At 62.1% G+C, this 15,167-nt stretch carries 11 protein-coding genes, 2 tRNA genes and 2 pseudogenes; 10 read left to right on the plus strand and 5 right to left on the minus strand.

All coding sequences use genetic code 11. The features are described 5' to 3' along the window. A partial coding sequence (locus BUB04_RS18015; protein WP_178372042.1) for an ATP-binding protein occupies positions 1-262 on the plus strand: 262 nt, incomplete at its 5' end. Positions 263-501: 239 nt separating this feature from the next. Here the strand turns inward: BUB04_RS18015 and BUB04_RS19995 are convergent. From BUB04_RS19995 to BUB04_RS18035, 4 genes and pseudogenes are all read right to left on the minus strand, one after another. Then, complete coding sequence (locus BUB04_RS19995) at positions 502-744, minus strand: site-specific integrase (protein WP_245795236.1); 243 nt, start codon at positions 742-744, stop codon at positions 502-504. A gap of 37 nt (positions 745-781) precedes the next feature. Continuing rightward, a pseudogene (locus BUB04_RS20350) lies at positions 782-1,036 on the minus strand (tyrosine-type recombinase/integrase); the annotation flags it as partial. Between the two features lie 221 nt (positions 1,037-1,257). Further along, positions 1,258-1,350, minus strand: a tRNA-Ser gene (locus BUB04_RS18030). A gap of 15 nt (positions 1,351-1,365) precedes the next feature. Beyond that, positions 1,366-1,458 (minus strand) — tRNA-Ser (locus BUB04_RS18035). Between the two features lie 107 nt (positions 1,459-1,565). Between BUB04_RS18035 and lon the strand changes: the two genes are divergently transcribed. The 9 genes from lon (at position 1,566) to yhbY (ending at position 14,818) form a co-directional block, all read left to right on the plus strand. After that, positions 1,566-3,914, plus strand: a complete 2,349-nt coding sequence (gene lon / locus BUB04_RS18040) for an endopeptidase La (RefSeq protein WP_218588525.1) — start codon at positions 1,566-1,568, stop codon at positions 3,912-3,914. Positions 3,915-3,918: 4 nt separating this feature from the next. Next, on the plus strand, positions 3,919-5,094 hold the full coding sequence (larC, locus tag BUB04_RS18045; RefSeq protein WP_073042092.1) for a nickel pincer cofactor biosynthesis protein LarC: 1,176 nt from the start codon (positions 3,919-3,921) through the stop codon (positions 5,092-5,094). 125 nt (positions 5,095-5,219) lie between these two features. Beyond that, the gene (locus BUB04_RS18050; RefSeq protein ID WP_073042104.1) at positions 5,220-6,482 is read left to right on the plus strand and encodes a CinA family nicotinamide mononucleotide deamidase-related protein; all 1,263 of its coding nucleotides are present in this window, start codon (positions 5,220-5,222) and stop codon (positions 6,480-6,482) included. Beyond that, positions 6,479-7,048 carry an RNA 2',3'-cyclic phosphodiesterase gene (thpR, locus tag BUB04_RS18055; RefSeq protein WP_073042094.1) on the plus strand — a complete coding sequence of 190 codons (570 nt, stop codon included), beginning with the start codon at positions 6,479-6,481 and terminating at the stop codon, positions 7,046-7,048. The genes BUB04_RS18050 and thpR overlap by 4 nt, the downstream gene beginning before the upstream one ends. 37 nt (positions 7,049-7,085) lie before the next feature. Then, on the plus strand, positions 7,086-8,114 hold the full coding sequence (gene recA, locus BUB04_RS18060) for a recombinase RecA (RefSeq protein WP_073042096.1): 1,029 nt from the start codon (positions 7,086-7,088) through the stop codon (positions 8,112-8,114). A gap of 55 nt (positions 8,115-8,169) precedes the next feature. Further along, positions 8,170-10,830 (plus strand): alanine--tRNA ligase, encoded by a 2,661-nt coding sequence (alaS, locus tag BUB04_RS18065; RefSeq protein WP_073042098.1) that lies wholly within the window; start codon positions 8,170-8,172, stop codon positions 10,828-10,830. 855 nt (positions 10,831-11,685) lie between these two features. Further along, the gene (locus tag BUB04_RS18070; protein WP_073042100.1) at positions 11,686-12,672 is read left to right on the plus strand and encodes a TGS domain-containing protein; all 987 of its coding nucleotides are present in this window, start codon (positions 11,686-11,688) and stop codon (positions 12,670-12,672) included. Between the two features lie 299 nt (positions 12,673-12,971). Continuing rightward, positions 12,972-14,294: a sigma-70 family RNA polymerase sigma factor gene (locus tag BUB04_RS19510; protein ID WP_073042102.1), complete on the plus strand. Its 1,323-nt coding sequence runs from the start codon at positions 12,972-12,974 to the stop codon at positions 14,292-14,294. A 209-nt stretch (positions 14,295-14,503) separates the two neighbouring features. Further along, positions 14,504-14,818 carry a ribosome assembly RNA-binding protein YhbY gene (yhbY, locus tag BUB04_RS18080; RefSeq protein WP_073042106.1) on the plus strand — a complete coding sequence of 105 codons (315 nt, stop codon included), beginning with the start codon at positions 14,504-14,506 and terminating at the stop codon, positions 14,816-14,818. Positions 14,819-14,893: 75 nt separating this feature from the next. Here the strand turns inward: yhbY and BUB04_RS19515 are convergent. Then, positions 14,894-15,167, minus strand: a pseudogene (locus BUB04_RS19515) (IS1634 family transposase); the annotation flags it as partial.

Genomic DNA, 15,167 nt, shown 5'->3' on the forward strand with positions numbered 1-15,167 from the left:
AAAGTTCGACCTGTTGATCATCGACGAACTGGGATATCTGCCCATGAGCCGGCAGGCACGCTACAACCTCTTTCAGCTGGTCAACGCCCTTTACGAATACCGTTCCGTGATCATCACCACCAACAAGGAGTTTACCGCCTGGGGCGAGTTCTTCCATGACGACAACGTCGTTGTGCCCATCGTGGACCGCCTCATTCACCATTCACACATCTTCATCATGGGAGGGGAAAGCTATCGACTGAGACAGAAACGACAAGGCTGATTTTTTCGTCCCAAGTGGGTCAAAATTGTTGTCCAAAAAAGGGTCAAAATAATTGGCCATTGACAGGCGGTCTTTATTCAATCCGGTCACGCTTCTGGATGTTATGACGAGCACATTATAGTTGGACGTTCTCGGTTATCAGGGACGTACCTCCCTTGCAATAGGGGACCACATAGTCGAAGCGAAGTTCGTCGGTAGCCCCGCAAACGACATACCGGCCGCCGTCCCTTTTCCAGACCTCAAGCTTTACATGCGCTTTCCTCATCCGCTCTTGGTTCTCGAGCGCTCTGGGCCCCTTCCAATATCTCGGCCACCTGCTTTTGGTCCCGGCTGAATCCGTGCAGGTAGTGTTCGGTCGTAGTGCGGCGCCGGTGCCGGAGGAAGTTCTGGATCCGGCCCGGGGTCGCCTTTCCGGGATCGTCCAGGATGGAGGCCACATGGTGGCGGATCGCATGGAATCCGGATTCCCGCACGCCGGCCAAGGCGCGTCATGACCTTCCGCTTGTTCTGGAAGTCGTAGGGAGATCCGTCGGGTTTACAGAAAACGAAGGGGCTTTCCCGGGGTCGGTTCGCCCAGCGCCGCTCCAGCGTCTTCTTGAGCGTAGGGCTCATGGCTAGGGCGCCCTCTTCCAGTTCTCCGCCGTGACGCTTGCGAGTCCATAGCCGAACGGACTGACGTTCAAAGTTCAGGTCTTCCCAGGCACGCCTGAGGATCTCCCCGATCCGGCCGCCCGTATGGTAGGAGGCACACATGATCCGGTTGTAGAGGGCCATGATCTCCCGGAGGTGGAGACCAACAAGCTGAATACCTTGGCATTGGCGCGGGGCCAAGTGCGTAAAAATAGGTGTCGCCTTATTGCGTAAATCTGGGTGTCGCTTGACAAGTGCCGCGGAGTTCCTTCTTGTCTGATCATCCAAAGAGGTACGCTGAGGGATACGCTCGGGGGCACCAAAACAAAAAGCCCGGCCGATGAGGCCGGGCTAACTTGTAGACTTGGCGGAGAGAGAGGGATTCGAACCCTCGGTACCCCTTTCGGAGTACACTCGCTTAGCAGGCGAGCGCCTTCAGCCGACTCGGCCATCTCTCCACGTCACAAACCTTTTGGCGGAGGGAGTAGGATTCGAACCCACGGGCCGGCTGCTAACCGGCCAACGGTTTTCAAGACCGCCGCCTTAAACCACTCGGCCATCCCTCCGCGCGCGGGCGATGCTTGAGTGAAGTCCTACTATCATCGCGCCCGGATGCTGTCAAGTCATCCTTGTTGACAACCCATCGACCCGTTGCTATGGGGGAGGCCGGAGGGTGACAAGACACGCCATGACGACAGCCTACTGGCCCGAAGACCTGCCCCTGCTGCCGCTTCGCCACATGATGCTCTTTCCCGCCATGATCCTGCCCGTGTTCATCACCGACCCCATGGAACGGGCGGCGGTGGATCGGGCCCGGAACCTGGGAGGTTATCTCTTCCTCGCCACCTGCTCTCTGGAGGCCTCCTGCCTGGATGCCGAAGACCCCGTGGCCGAAGGAACCCTGGGGTGCGTGGCCCTGATCCTCAACAGCACCTCGCTGGAGGACGGAAGGCTCAAGATCCTGGTTCAGGGCATCGCCAAGGGCCGGGTGCGGCGGGTGGTGCGCTCCGACACCGGCTTATTGGTTCGCGTGGAACCTTTGGTGGAGGCGGACGACAAGCCGGACCCGACCACCCTGAAGCTCATGGAAAAGGCGCGAAGCATGGGGGTGAAGCTCTTCATGCTTCGCGGCATGAACGCCGCCGACGCCGACGCCGTCCTCCAGGGCGCCGCCACCCCGGGCCGGCTGGCGGACCTCCTCGCCTTCAATCTCCACCTGAACCCCCAGGACTGCTGCGATCTCATGGCCATGCCGGATCCGATCGCCCGGCTCCGCCGGGTGGCTTCCCTGCTCCTGGAGGAGCTGCAGAAGGCCGAAGTGCAGGTGGAAATCGAATCGGAGGCCCAGAACGCCCTGCTTCGCCGCCAGCGGGAAAGGTACCTTCGCGAACAGCTCCACGCCATCCGCCGGGAACTGGGCGAATGGGACGAAGAAAGGGAAATCGCCCAATACCGGGAAAAGATCGAAGCGGCCCAGATGTCCCCGGAGGCCCGCCGGGAAGCCCTGCGCGAACTGGACCGGCTGGCCATGATGCAGGCGGACGCCGCCGAAGCGGCCGTGGTGCGCACCTACCTGGACTGGCTCATCGAGATGCCCTGGAAGCACAGCACCCCGGACCGACTGGATCTCAAGGCCGCCGCGGCCGTGCTGGACGCCGACCACCACAACATGGAGAAGGTCAAGGACCGCATTCTGGATTTCCTGGGCGTCTGCAGCCTGAAAGGCCAGGTCAAGGGCGCCATACTGTGCCTGGTGGGCCCGCCCGGCGTGGGCAAGACGTCTCTGGGCCGGTCCATCGCCAAGGCCATGGGCCGCCGGTTCGTCCGGCTGTCCCTGGGAGGCATCCGGGACGAAGCGGAAATTCGCGGCCACCGGCGCACCTATCTGGGAGCCATGCCCGGGCGGATCGTCCAGGGACTGCGCACGGCCGGAACCAACAATCCGGTCTTCATGCTGGACGAAATCGACAAGATCGGCTCCGACGCCCGCGGAGACCCCGCCGCGGCCCTTCTGGAAGTGCTGGACCCCGAACAGAACAGCACCTTTTCGGACCACTACCTGAACGTTCCGTTCGACCTGTCCAGGGTTCTTTTCATCGCCACCGCCAACAGCCTGGAAAACGTGCCTCCGGCGCTGGTGGACCGCATGGAGGTGCTCTATCTGTCCGGATACACGGAAAAGGAAAAGGTGGCCATCGCATCCGCCTACCTGCTTCCCCGGCAGATCCGGGAAAGCGGCCTGGAATCGGGCACACTGGAACTGAGCGGGCCGGCCCTGGTGGAGATCGTCCGATCCCACACGCGGGAATCCGGGGTGCGCCAGCTGGAGCGGGCCCTGGCCACGCTCTGCCGCAAGGTGGCCCGCCGGTTGGCGGAAGGGGCGGCCCCTCCCTTCCGGATCACCCGAACCCATCTGCCGCAACTCCTGGGACCTCCCCAGCCGAACAATCCCGCGAGCGTGGCGCCCTCCATTCCGGGAGTCGCCATGGCCCTGGCCTGGACGCCCCACGGAGGCGAGGTGCTGCGGGTGGAGACGGCCGTCATGCCCGGCAAGGGCGAACTCATCCTCACGGGGCACTTGGGACAGGTGATGAAGGAATCCGCCCGGGCGGCGCTCACCTTCATTCGCACCCGGTACCGGTTGCTGGGCCTGGAGCCGGACTTCCACGAAAGGACGGACATCCACATCCACGTGCCGGCGGGAGCCATCCCCAAGGACGGACCGTCGGCGGGCATGGCCCTCTGTTCGGCGATGGTTTCCGCGCTGCTGGAACGGCCTCTCCGAAAGGCCGTGGCAATGACCGGGGAAATCTCGCTGCTGGGAGACGTGCTGCCGGTGGGCGGCTTCAAGGAAAAGGCCCTGGCCGCGGTCCGAAACGGCCTGAAGGAAGTCCTCATTCCCCGGGAAAACCTGAGAGACGTCCGGGAACTGCCGTCCTACATCCTAAGGAAAGCGACCTTCGTACCCGTAGACCACATGGACCAAGCCTTGGAAAGAATCTTCCCACCGGAGGCCCGTTGAACCCATGCACATCGCCTATTTCGACGCCTTTTCCGGCGCCAGCGGCGACATGATCCTGGGCGCCTTGCTGGATGCCGGACTTCCGCAACAGGAACTGGAAAACGGCCTGGAAGCCTTGAACCTCCCGGGTTGGAGCCTGGAAACACGCCGAGAAGCCCGGGGAGCCATCACGGGCACGCGGCTGGTGGTCCATGAGGAAAACCCCCAGCCCCACCGGCATTACCGGGATCTGAAGTCGCTCCTGGAGCGATCCCGCCTGCCGGAGACGGTCAAGGAAACGTCCCTGCGGATCCTGCAAAGACTGGCCGAGGCCGAAGCGCGGGTGCACGGCATGGATCCGGAAGAAGTCCACTTCCACGAAGTGGGGGCCCTGGACACCCTGGTGGACGTCGTGGGGGCGGTCCTGGGCCTGGAATTGCTGGGAATCCGCCATGCCGCCTGCTCCCCCCTTCCCCTGGGCCATGGGTTCGTGGAGTGCTCCCACGGCCGCCTGCCCCTGCCCGCGCCGGCCACGGTGGCGCTGCTGGGAGGGGTGCCGGTTCGTTCCGGAGGTGCGTCTCGCGAGCTGGTCACCCCCACGGGAGCGGCCATTCTCACCACCGTCTGCCGCACCTTCGGGCCGATGCCTTCCATGATCCTGGAAAAGGTGGGCTACGGGGTGGGAAGCCACCCCGAAGCGAACCCGCCCAACGTGCTGCGCCTCCTGGTGGGAGAAAGAAAGGCCGAGCTTCCATCCAGGCCGCTCCTCGTCCTGGAAACCCACATCGACGACATGAACCCGGAATTCTACGACCACCTCCTGGAAGGATGCCTCCGGGACGGAGCCCTGGACGTTTCCCTGATTCCCATGCACATGAAGAAGAACCGGCCGGCCGTGCTGGTACGCGTCCTGGCGGAACCGGAAAAGAAAGACGCCATTCTCCGAAGAATCTTTTCGGACAGCTCCACCCTGGGCGTGCGCTGGTACGCCGTGGAACGTGCGGAACTCCCCCGCCGCACCTTCCAGGTGCCCACGCCGTGGGGCTCCGTGACCGTGAAGGAAGCCCATGCCCCGGACGGATCCAGCCGGATCCAGCCGGAATACGACGATTGCAAGCGGGCGGCTCGGGAGCACAACGTTTCCATTCTCCACGTCTATGAGGAAGCGAAGCGCCTGGCGCGGGGGATGAGTGATAAGTAATGAGTGATGAGTGACGAGTGATGGGTGACGGGAGATGGGAGATGGGGGATGGAGGATGGAGGATGGAGGATGGAGAGAGGGGCGAGGGGAAGGCGTTGAGGAAGTCGGATTTCGAAGGAGGGGAGATGACACCGGAGACGGCACCGCATGTGGGGGGGTCCCTGCTGACCATCGGGGATGAAATCCTGCTGGGCGATATTCTCAACACCAACGCCCACCATATCGCCGTGGCGCTCCGCGCCAACGGATTCCGCCTGGAACGGGTGATCACCGTGGAAGACCGGGAAGAAGCCATTGCCGCGGCCCTGCAGCAGCTCTTGCCCGTATCCGCCTTCCTGATCGTCACGGGAGGTTTGGGCCCCACGGACGACGATCGCACCAAGGAAGCGGTGGCCCGGGCGTTTTCGCTTCCGCTGGCGGTGGACCCTTCGGACCTGGAGCGACTCAAGGAACGCACCCGAACCACGGGCACCCCGTGGAATCACCGCATCCAGAGGCTTGCCGAACTTCCCCGAGGGGCCACCAAGATGGCCCCGGGTCGGCCCATGGCCGGGTTCTTCCTGGAACACCAGGGCGTGCCCTGCTACTTTCTGCCCGGCGTTCCCTACGAGATGGAAACCCTTTTGGACGACATCGTGCTCCCGGATCTGAAACGCCGGTTCCCCCATCGCCCCGTCACTCGAAAGCGAATCCTCCGCGTCCAGGAAATGATGGAAGCGGAGATCAACCAGCGCCTCCAGGGATTCGACCCGGTGGAAACGGGCGTGGTGCTGGGTTACCTTCCCCAGGTGGGGGAAAACTGGGTCACGCTTCTGGCCGTGGGACGAAGCGAAGCGGAAGTGGCCGAGGCCTTGGACAAGGCGGAAGCCCGCGTGACGGCCCTTCTCGGCGGCGAACACGTGAGCGGCCGGGACGACGAGTCCCTGGAAGTGGTGGTCGGCCGTCTGCTCAAGGAGAAGGGATGGATGCTGGCCGTGGCCGAATCGTGCACCGGAGGCCTCCTGGCCCGCAGGATCACCCGCGTTCCGGGAGCCTCCGACTACTTCGAGCGGGGCTACGTGACTTACAGCAATCGTGCCAAGGAGGAGCTGCTGGGAGTTCCTCCGGAGATCCTGGCGGCCCACGGCGCGGTGAGCGAGGCCGTCTGCCGCGCCATGGCCGAGGGCGCCCGGGACAAGGCCGGGGTGGAGGCGGCTCTGGCCGTGACCGGCATCGCCGGCCCCACGGGGGGGAGCCTCGAAAAGCCCGTGGGGACCGTCTTTGTGGGATGTGCCGCAGGGGACCGGACCGTGGTCAAGCGGTGCCTGTTCCACGGAAGCCGTGAGCGCATTCAGCAGCAGTCGGCTCATGCCGCTCTGACCCTCTTGTGGAGGAGGCTCAAGCCATGATTCGAACCTTTGTGGCCCTGGATCTGCCGGAACCCGTCCAGAGATCTCTGGAGACCTTCGTGGCCCCCCTGAGGCAAAGGGATGTTCCCGTGCGCTGGATCCCCGTGGACCGGGTCCACCTCACCCTCAAGTTCCTGGGAGACGTTCCGCCGGAGCGCATCAAGGACATGGCCCGGGCCCTTTCCGAAGCCGTTTCCGATCAGCCGCCTTTCCGACTTCAGCCCGCGGGGTGCGGCGCCTTCCCGACCCTCAAAAACATGCGGGTCGTCTGGGTCGGCGTGCAGGGAAATCTCCATGCCCTGAAAGCGCTCCACGGGAAGGTGGAAGAAGCTCTGGCGCCCCTGGGATATCCGCCGGAAAACCGCCCGTTTCGAGCCCACCTGACCATCGGGAGGGTGAAGGGATCCCGAAACCTGAAGGGACTCCAGGAGGCCCTTCTGGCGGGACAATCCTTCGAAGGCGTAGTTTTTGACGTGTCCCAAGTGCTATTGTATAAGAGCGATTTGAGGCCGGACGGCGCCCGTTACACACCGCTCCACCGCATCCCCCTGGGAGGTCCGGCCTGATGATTGACGACACCCGAGACGATCAGGAGGACCGTCCATGACGGCACCCGACGACCGACAGAAGGCCATCGACATCGCCATGGCGCAGATTGAGCGCCAGTGCGGTAAAGGATCCATCATGCGGCTGGGAGAAGGGTCCCATGCCGTGGAAATACCCGTCATCTCAACCGGGTGCCTGTCCCTGGACCTGGCTCTGGGCATCGGCGGCGTTCCTCGAGGCCGCATCGTGGAGATCTACGGGCCGGAATCTTCCGGCAAGACCACCCTGGCCCTCCATGTGATCGCCGAGGCCCAGAAAAAGGGAGGACTGGCGGCGTTCATCGACGCCGAGCACGCCCTGGACGTCCATTATGCCCGGAAGCTGGGCGTGAACGTGGACGATCTTTTGATCAGCCAGCCCGATTACGGCGAACAGGCCCTGGAGATCGCCGAGATCCTGGTGCGAAGCAACGCCATCGACGTGATCGTCATCGACTCGGTGGCCGCTCTCGTGCCCAAGGCGGAGATCGAAGGGGAGATGGGCGACCCCCACGTGGGCCTCCAGGCCCGGCTCATGAGCCAGGCCCTTCGCAAGCTCACCGCCAGCATCAGCAAGTCCCGGACCTGCGTCATCTTCATCAACCAGATCCGCATGAAGATCGGGACCATGTACGGATCGCCCGAAACGACCACGGGCGGCAATGCGCTCAAGTTCTACGCCACCCAGCGCCTGGACATCCGCAGGATCGGACCCATCAAGGAAGGCCAGGAGGTGGTGGGCAACCGCACCCGGGTGAAGGTGGTCAAAAACAAGATCGCTCCCCCCTTCAAGGAAGCCGAGTTCGATGTGGTCTACGGGCGGGGCATTTCCAGGGAAGGCGATGTGCTCGACCTGGCCGTGGCCGCCAACATCATCGAAAAATCGGGTACGTGGTATTCCTACGACGGCGAACGCCTGGGCCAGGGGCGGGAAAACGTCAAGAACTTCCTGCGGGAACACACCGACCTGCTGCAGGAGATCGAAAACAAGGTGCGGGAACGCCACTTCCTGCCGACCTTGCCCGACGTGGAGGCCGTCGATTCCTGATCCCGCTGTCGGCGAAGACGACGCGAAGATCTTATCCGGAGAGGAGAACCCCCTGATGAAAGCACGCGAGATCCGAAAGAAATTTCTGGAATACTTCCAGGAACACGGACACACCGTGGTCAAGAGCTCATCGCTCATCCCCCATGACGACCCCACGCTGCTGTTCACCAACGCGGGGATGAACCAATTCAAGAGGTGCTTTCTCGGGGAGGAGAAACGGCCTTACACCCGCGCCGCCACCAGCCAGAAGTGCATGCGCGCCGGAGGCAAACACAACGACCTGGAAAACGTGGGATACACCGCGCGCCACCACACCTTCTTCGAGATGCTCGGCAACTTTTCCTTCGGGGACTATTTCAAGGAAGAAGCCATTCAATTCGCCTGGGAATTTCTGACCGAGCACATGGGGCTGCCCAAGGACAAGCTCTACGCCACCATCCACGAAGGCGACGCGGCCATGAACCTGGGCCCCGACGAAGAAGCGGAAGGCTACTGGAAAAAGTACCTGCCGGCGGAACGAATCCTGAAATTTTCCACCAAGGACAACTTCTGGGCCATGGGGGACACGGGCCCCTGCGGTCCCTGTTCCGAAATCCTCATCGACCAGGGCGAGGCCATGGGATGCGGCCGGCCCGACTGCCGCCCCGGATGTGACTGCGACCGGTACCTGGAGCTGTGGAACCTGGTCTTCATGCAGTTCAACCGGACCGAGGACGGAGTCCTGCACCCGCTGCCCAAGCCCAGCATCGACACCGGCATGGGCCTGGAACGGATCGCCGCCGTGATCCAAAAGGTCCCGTCCAACTACGACACGGACCTGTTCGCCCCCATGATGGAAGCCATCGGGGCTCTTTCAGGGCTCACTTACGGCACCGATCCCGAAAAGGACGCCTCCTTTCGGGTGATCGCCGATCACGGCCGGGCGGCCGCCTTCCTCATCGGCGACGGTGTGCTGCCCAGCAACGAGGGACGGGGCTACGTCCTGAGGCGCGTCATCCGGCGGGCTCTCCGTCACGGGCGTTTTCTCGGCCTCAACCGCCCGTTCCTCCACCAGGTGGTGGTGGCGGTCATGGAATCCATGGCCGACACCTATCCGGAACTTCTGGAAAACAGAAGTTACATCACCAAGGTGATCCTGCACGAGGAGGAGCGTTTCAGCGAAACCCTGGACCACGGCCTCCGGCTGCTCCAAAACGAGATGAACCGCCTCCGGGACGAAGGGGCGCAGACCGTCCCGGGCGACCTCATCTTCAAGCTCTACGACACCTACGGATTTCCCATCGACATCGTCACCGACATGGCCCGTAAGATGGGCATGGGGGTGGACGAGGCCGGGTTCGAAGAACGGATGGAGAAACAGCGGGAACAGTCCCGCAAGCACTGGAAGGGAAGCGGAGAGAGGGAAATCAGCGAAGCCTATCGGACCCTGTCTTCCCAGGGCGTGCGGTCGGAATTCGTGGGCTATGAGCAGCTGGAAGCCCAGGCCCGGATCGTGGCGCTCGTCCGGGACGGGAAGCTGGTGGACGCCGCTCCGAGCGGATCGACCGTTGAGGTGGTGACGGACCGGACTCCCTTCTACGGGGAAGCCGGCGGGCAGGTGGGCGACAAGGGGCGGCTCGTGGGCCCCGAAGGCGAAGCCGCCGTCACGGATACGTTGCGGCTTCCGGGCGACATCTGGGTCCATGTGGCCCGGGTGGAAAAGGGATCCCTGCGGCCGGCACAGACGGTCACTCTCAGCGTGGACGCCCAGAGCCGCAAGGATACAGCCCTCAACCACACCGCCACCCACATCCTGCACCGGGTGCTCCGGGACGTGCTGGGCGACCATGTGAAGCAGTCGGGTTCGCTGGTGGCCCCGGAACGCTTCCGCTTCGACTTCACCCACTTTGCGGCCTTGACGGAAGAGGAACTGTTGGAAATCGAGACCCGGGTCAACGAGGCCATCCGGGAAAACAGGCCGCTCCAGGTGCAGGTCATGGGCTTCGAGGAGGCTCTCCGCTCGGGCGCGGTGGCCCTGTTCGAGGAAAAGTACGGGGACACGGTGCGACTCGTGGAAATCCTGGACTTCAGCAAGGAACTTTGCGGCGGCACCCACACGGAACGCACCGGGGATATCGGTACGTTCGTGATCGTCCAGGAAACCAGCGTGGCGGCCGGGGTGCGCCGCATCGAGGCCATGACGGGCCGCCATGCCCTGGCCTACTGGCAGAAGCAGAGGGAGACCCTCTCGGCTGCGGCCCGCCGCCTCAAATCCCTCCCGGAAGAGGTCCCCGAAAAGGTGGAGCGGCTCCTGGCCCACAACAAGGATCTGGAAAAGCAGCTGGAAGCCCTCAAGGCCTCCCTGACGGCCCGGAAGTCGGCCGACCTGCTGGACCAGGCCCAGGAGATCGGGGGAGCCAAGGTCCTGGTGAGCCGGGTCGAAGCCATCAGCCCCAAGGCGCTCCGGGAGATCAACGACCGGTTCAAGGAGCGCATTCCCAGCGGCGTGGTGGTGCTCGGCGCCGCCCACGACGGCAAGGTCTTCCTGCTGGTAGGCGTGACCAAGGACCTGACCCCAAAAGTGCACGCGGGGGATCTCATCAAGGAAGTGGCTCAGGTGGTGGGCGGAAGCGGCGGCGGCCGGCCCGACATGGCCCAGGCCGGGGGAAGCCGGCCGGAAAAGCTGGAGGAAGCCCTGGAAAAGGCCCAGGCCATCCTCCGGGAGAAACTGGGCTAGGAAGCTGCCCGAAAACGCCGCCACCCGTCACTCCCGCGCAAGCGGGAGTCCGTAACTTACTGGAAATTTTAGATCCCCGCTCCCCGTTCAAGCCGGGGACAAGCTTCGCGGGGATGACGAATGGGCGTTGAACAGCGGAAATCAGTCATTCTAGGACACCCTCCTAAGAGGCTGTCCGAGAACGCCGCGGACGACCTCTTTTCTCGTAGCGAAGCCCTTTAGGGCTGAGGAAGAATTCCCGGCCGTCGGATAGGCCATCGCGTATTTCCTGTCACTTCATAGTTTTACGATGACCCTTTCCGCGGGGCTGAAGCCCCGCGGCTACAATGGGAGGGGTGGGCCCGGCCTTCCAAGCCGGAAAAACATTTTTGGACAAGCTCCTGGAGCTCGGCGAAGGATCTGTCTTTTGCCCGGACAGAGCGTTTTTTCTGTCCGATTTCTCCATCACCGCACGCTTAGCGGGCGGGGATAAACCCCGCCCCTACAGTCTGTTGGCGCCCCTCCCGCCTGTCGGCACCCCTACAGTCTGTCGGCCCGTATCCAGCCGAGCTGCTCCTCCAGTTCTTCGTCCATGAGTTCGTGAAGATCTTCCAAACGGTAATCGCGTCGGCACGACCTGCACCGCCAGAGTTGCTGCCGTCACCGACGGATCCAGACCAGCCTTTCGCCGCATTGCGGACACTTCATCCAACCAGCCTCCCTCTTTCCCTTCGCCTCAAGTTCGGCATATGGGGACCCGACACGCGATCCCAACGCCCCGCTCTATACCCTCCGGCCCTCCAATTGACAAGAACGGACAACTTCCCGTACTCTCTTTTCGGCGGACACCTGATCTGCGCAAAGGAGACGTGGACGATGCCGGCCAACCTGCCTCCCCCCTACTTCGAAGCGGAAAAGCGGTACCGGGAAGCCAAGACCCCCGAGGACAAGATCGAGGCCCTCGAGGAAATGCTCACCATCATGCCCAAACACAAGGGCACCGACAAACTCAGGGCGGACCTGCGCCGAAAGATCGCCAAGTTCAAATCCCAGGCCCAACAGAAAAAAGGGGGAGGCAAGCAGAGCACCGCCTACCAGATCGACAAGGAAGGAGCCGCGCAGGTGGTGGTCGTGGGGGCGCCCAACACGGGAAAATCCTCGCTGGTGGGGACCCTGAGCAACGCGCAGCCGGAAGTGGCGGATTTTCCCCACAGCACCTGGAAGCCCACGCCCGGCATGGTGCCCTACGAGAACATTCAGTTCCAGTTCATCGATACGCCTCCCGTCAACAGGACTTACGTGGATCCCTGGATGGCCGATCTGATTCGAAGAAGCGATCTTATCCTCCTGCTGGTGGACCTTCAGGCGGATCCTTTGGGCCAGCTCCAGGAAACCCTGGATGTTCTGGCCCAGCTCCGCATCTACCCCGACGGCTGCCCCGTCCCCCAGGACCTCCCGAAGAGGCCTTTCATCAAGAAGACCCTGGTGGCGGTCAACAAGGTGGACTCGCAACACGACCTGGAAGATTTCCAGGCCTTCGTGGAATTGGCGGAATGCCCACTGCCCTGCGTCCCCATCTCCACGCGGACCGGTTTCGGCCTTCACGACTTGCTGGATCGGACTTTCGAAGCCTGCAATATCATTCGTGTTTACACGAAAGCCCCCGGCAAGGAACCCGATCGCACCGCGCCGTTCGTCCTGCCGAGAAAGAGCACCCTGCAGGATCTTGCGGAAAAAATTCACAAAGACTTTGTCCACAAACTGAAGTTTGCTAGAATATGGGGGACTGAAGTCTTCGATGGACAGATGGTCCAAAAGGATTATGTGCTTCAAGATGGTGATGTTGTCGAAATTCGCATCTGAGTGACGACAACCCACTCCCGCGCGATTCACCGACCCTTTTCTCAAAGCGGTGGATTTCACTCACTCTTTCTCCCCGTAAGTGGCTCAAACCCTTCACTTGCAAGGATCGCCTGAAGGACGGACGCCGGATTGACCCGATCGTCAACGATTCTTAGTTTTTAAAAGACCGGCGAGGCAATGATTCCATGCAGAGGGTGGATTGTCCCGTTCGGCCGAGGGCAAAAAGGAGGTGCCAAGGATCGATTGATTCCCCGTTGAAACATAGAGGGCCTAGGGTTTCCCCATGAGGAGGGGTCGCCATGAAAGGATACCATCAGGACCGCTATGATCCTCTCGAAAGGTTTCGCCCCAAGGGGGAGGTGGAAGATGGATTCGAGCGCCTCCTGGAGCTGGGAATCCTGGGATCCGACGAAGAAATGGCTCACGAGCAACTAGATGAGGATGATCTGGTGGATGAGCATCGAGACAATCTGGAAATCGGTGGCGATCCCCGGGCGTTGACGGCAGCCGACGATCCGGCGGGGTCGCTGAACGAGTCGGAGCAGGAAAGGGAGGATCCCGTGGATGATTTCGATGAGGATCATGTCACCTGCTACTTGAAGGAAGTTTCCTCCTACCCGCTGCTGACGCCGGAGATGGAGATCGAGCTGGCCAAGCGTATCCGCGACGGCCAGGACGCACTGGTGCGCCTGGTGGAGGATCATGCAGAGGCCCACCCCCTGCTCCAGGATCTGAGGGGTAAGGTGCACAAGCTCCTGTCCCAGGAAAAGAGTTTTCCCGGTGTGCGGGACAAGATCCTCAAGGTCATTTCCCGAACGCTGCACCAGGCTTGCCGCGATTACCCGGAGGAGGCTCTGTTCGGCGACCTTCGAAGGCGTTGCGACGAGATCATGGCCCGCATCGAGGAGGCCAAGCACCACATGGTGAAATCCAATTTGCGCCTCGTCTTGAGCATCGCCAAGAGGTATCGGGGACGGGGCATGAGTTTCGATGACCTGATCCAGGAAGGCAACCTGGGGCTCATGAAGGCGGTGGGACGCTACGACCACACCAAGGGCAATCGATTCAGCACCTATGCCACCTGGTGGGTGCGCCAGAGCATCATCCGCGGCATTTACGACAAGACGCGGACCATCCGTTTGCCGGTGCACTTTATCGAACTGAAGAACCTCTTCTTCAAGGTGTTCCACGAACTGGTGAAGGAGCTGGGGCGGGAGCCCACCCCGGAGGAGATCAGCGAGCGCGCCAACATCCCGGAAGAAAAGGTGGAGATGGTGCTCAACCTGGTGGCTCAACCCCTGTCCCTGGAGATGCCGGTGGGAGAGGACGAACAACGCCTGTGCGACTTCATCGAAGACGAGGAATCCGAATCCCCCGTGGAAGGCTGTGAAGCCCACGAGCTGGCGGAACTCACCCGGGAGCTGTTGGCCAGCCTTCAGCCCCGCGAGGAAAAGATCCTGCGCCTCCGGTTCGGCTTGAACGGCCGGCCGGGCGAAACCCTTGAGAAGATCGGCAGGAACTTCAAGGTTTCCAAGGAGCGGATCCGCCAGATCGAAAAGAAGGCTCTTCGCAAGCTGCGTCACCCCAGCAAGCAGGAAACCTTGAAGCCTTATCTGGAATAGGGTATGGAGAGAGACAAGCGACGGGATCCGACTCCCCCGGGGGAGCCGGGTCTTTTTTTGTGCTTTCGGAGCCATTCCGCCCCGTCGGGGCGCAAAAGGAAAGGGATCTTATGGGAACGAAGAAGAACTCCAAACCCGGGAAAGGACCGTGGTGGCAGGAGGGGGTGGATCTGTCCCAACTGGACTGGACGCCCGTCCCCAGCGGAGAACTGAGCGGCAAACAGCGGGGCCATCTTAAATCGTTGGCCCACAAGCTCCGGCCGGTGGTCCGGATTGGCCAAGAGGGGATCACCCCGGGGGTGATCTCCGAGATTCGAAAACAGCTCCTCAACCACGAACTGATCAAGGTGAAGTGGGCGGATCTTTCCGACGAGGAAGGGCCGAAAAAGGAGCAGGCCCGGGCTTTGGCGCAAAGCGTCGGAGCCCACTTCGTGCAGCTCCTGGGACACATCGTGGTGCTCTACCGCGCCCCGGATGCAGGCGCCTTGGAAGACGGCCGCACCCCCAAGATCCAGCTGCCCTAGCCCAAGTTTGTCACTTTTGTGTGTAAGTTACTGATTTTGTTGTAGAGTGTTTTCAAATTCTACACTACAAATTTTTCATTCGATGGTGGTCAGCCTCCTTAATGGTCGTACCGGCAGCCCGAGAGCATTGTAAATTTTCACGTGAACCGGTTCCGGCTCGGACGTGTGTCGTATGTGAATGACCTGCCCTTTGTCATTGACCATGCTGGTGGTCACCCGCACCTGGCCACTCAGATGCGTTCGCAAGGTGGCCCAGTGGTGACGAATTCCGCTTTCGCGAAGCGTCCTCTGGATGACGCACAGCAGATGGTAAGCAAGGACGGTAACGAAAAGGTGTCCCTGAATCCGC

Origin of the sequence: Desulfacinum infernum DSM 9756 (genome assembly GCF_900129305.1) — a bacterium.
GTDB classification, from domain to species: domain Bacteria; phylum Desulfobacterota; class Syntrophobacteria; order Syntrophobacterales; family DSM-9756; genus Desulfacinum; species Desulfacinum infernum.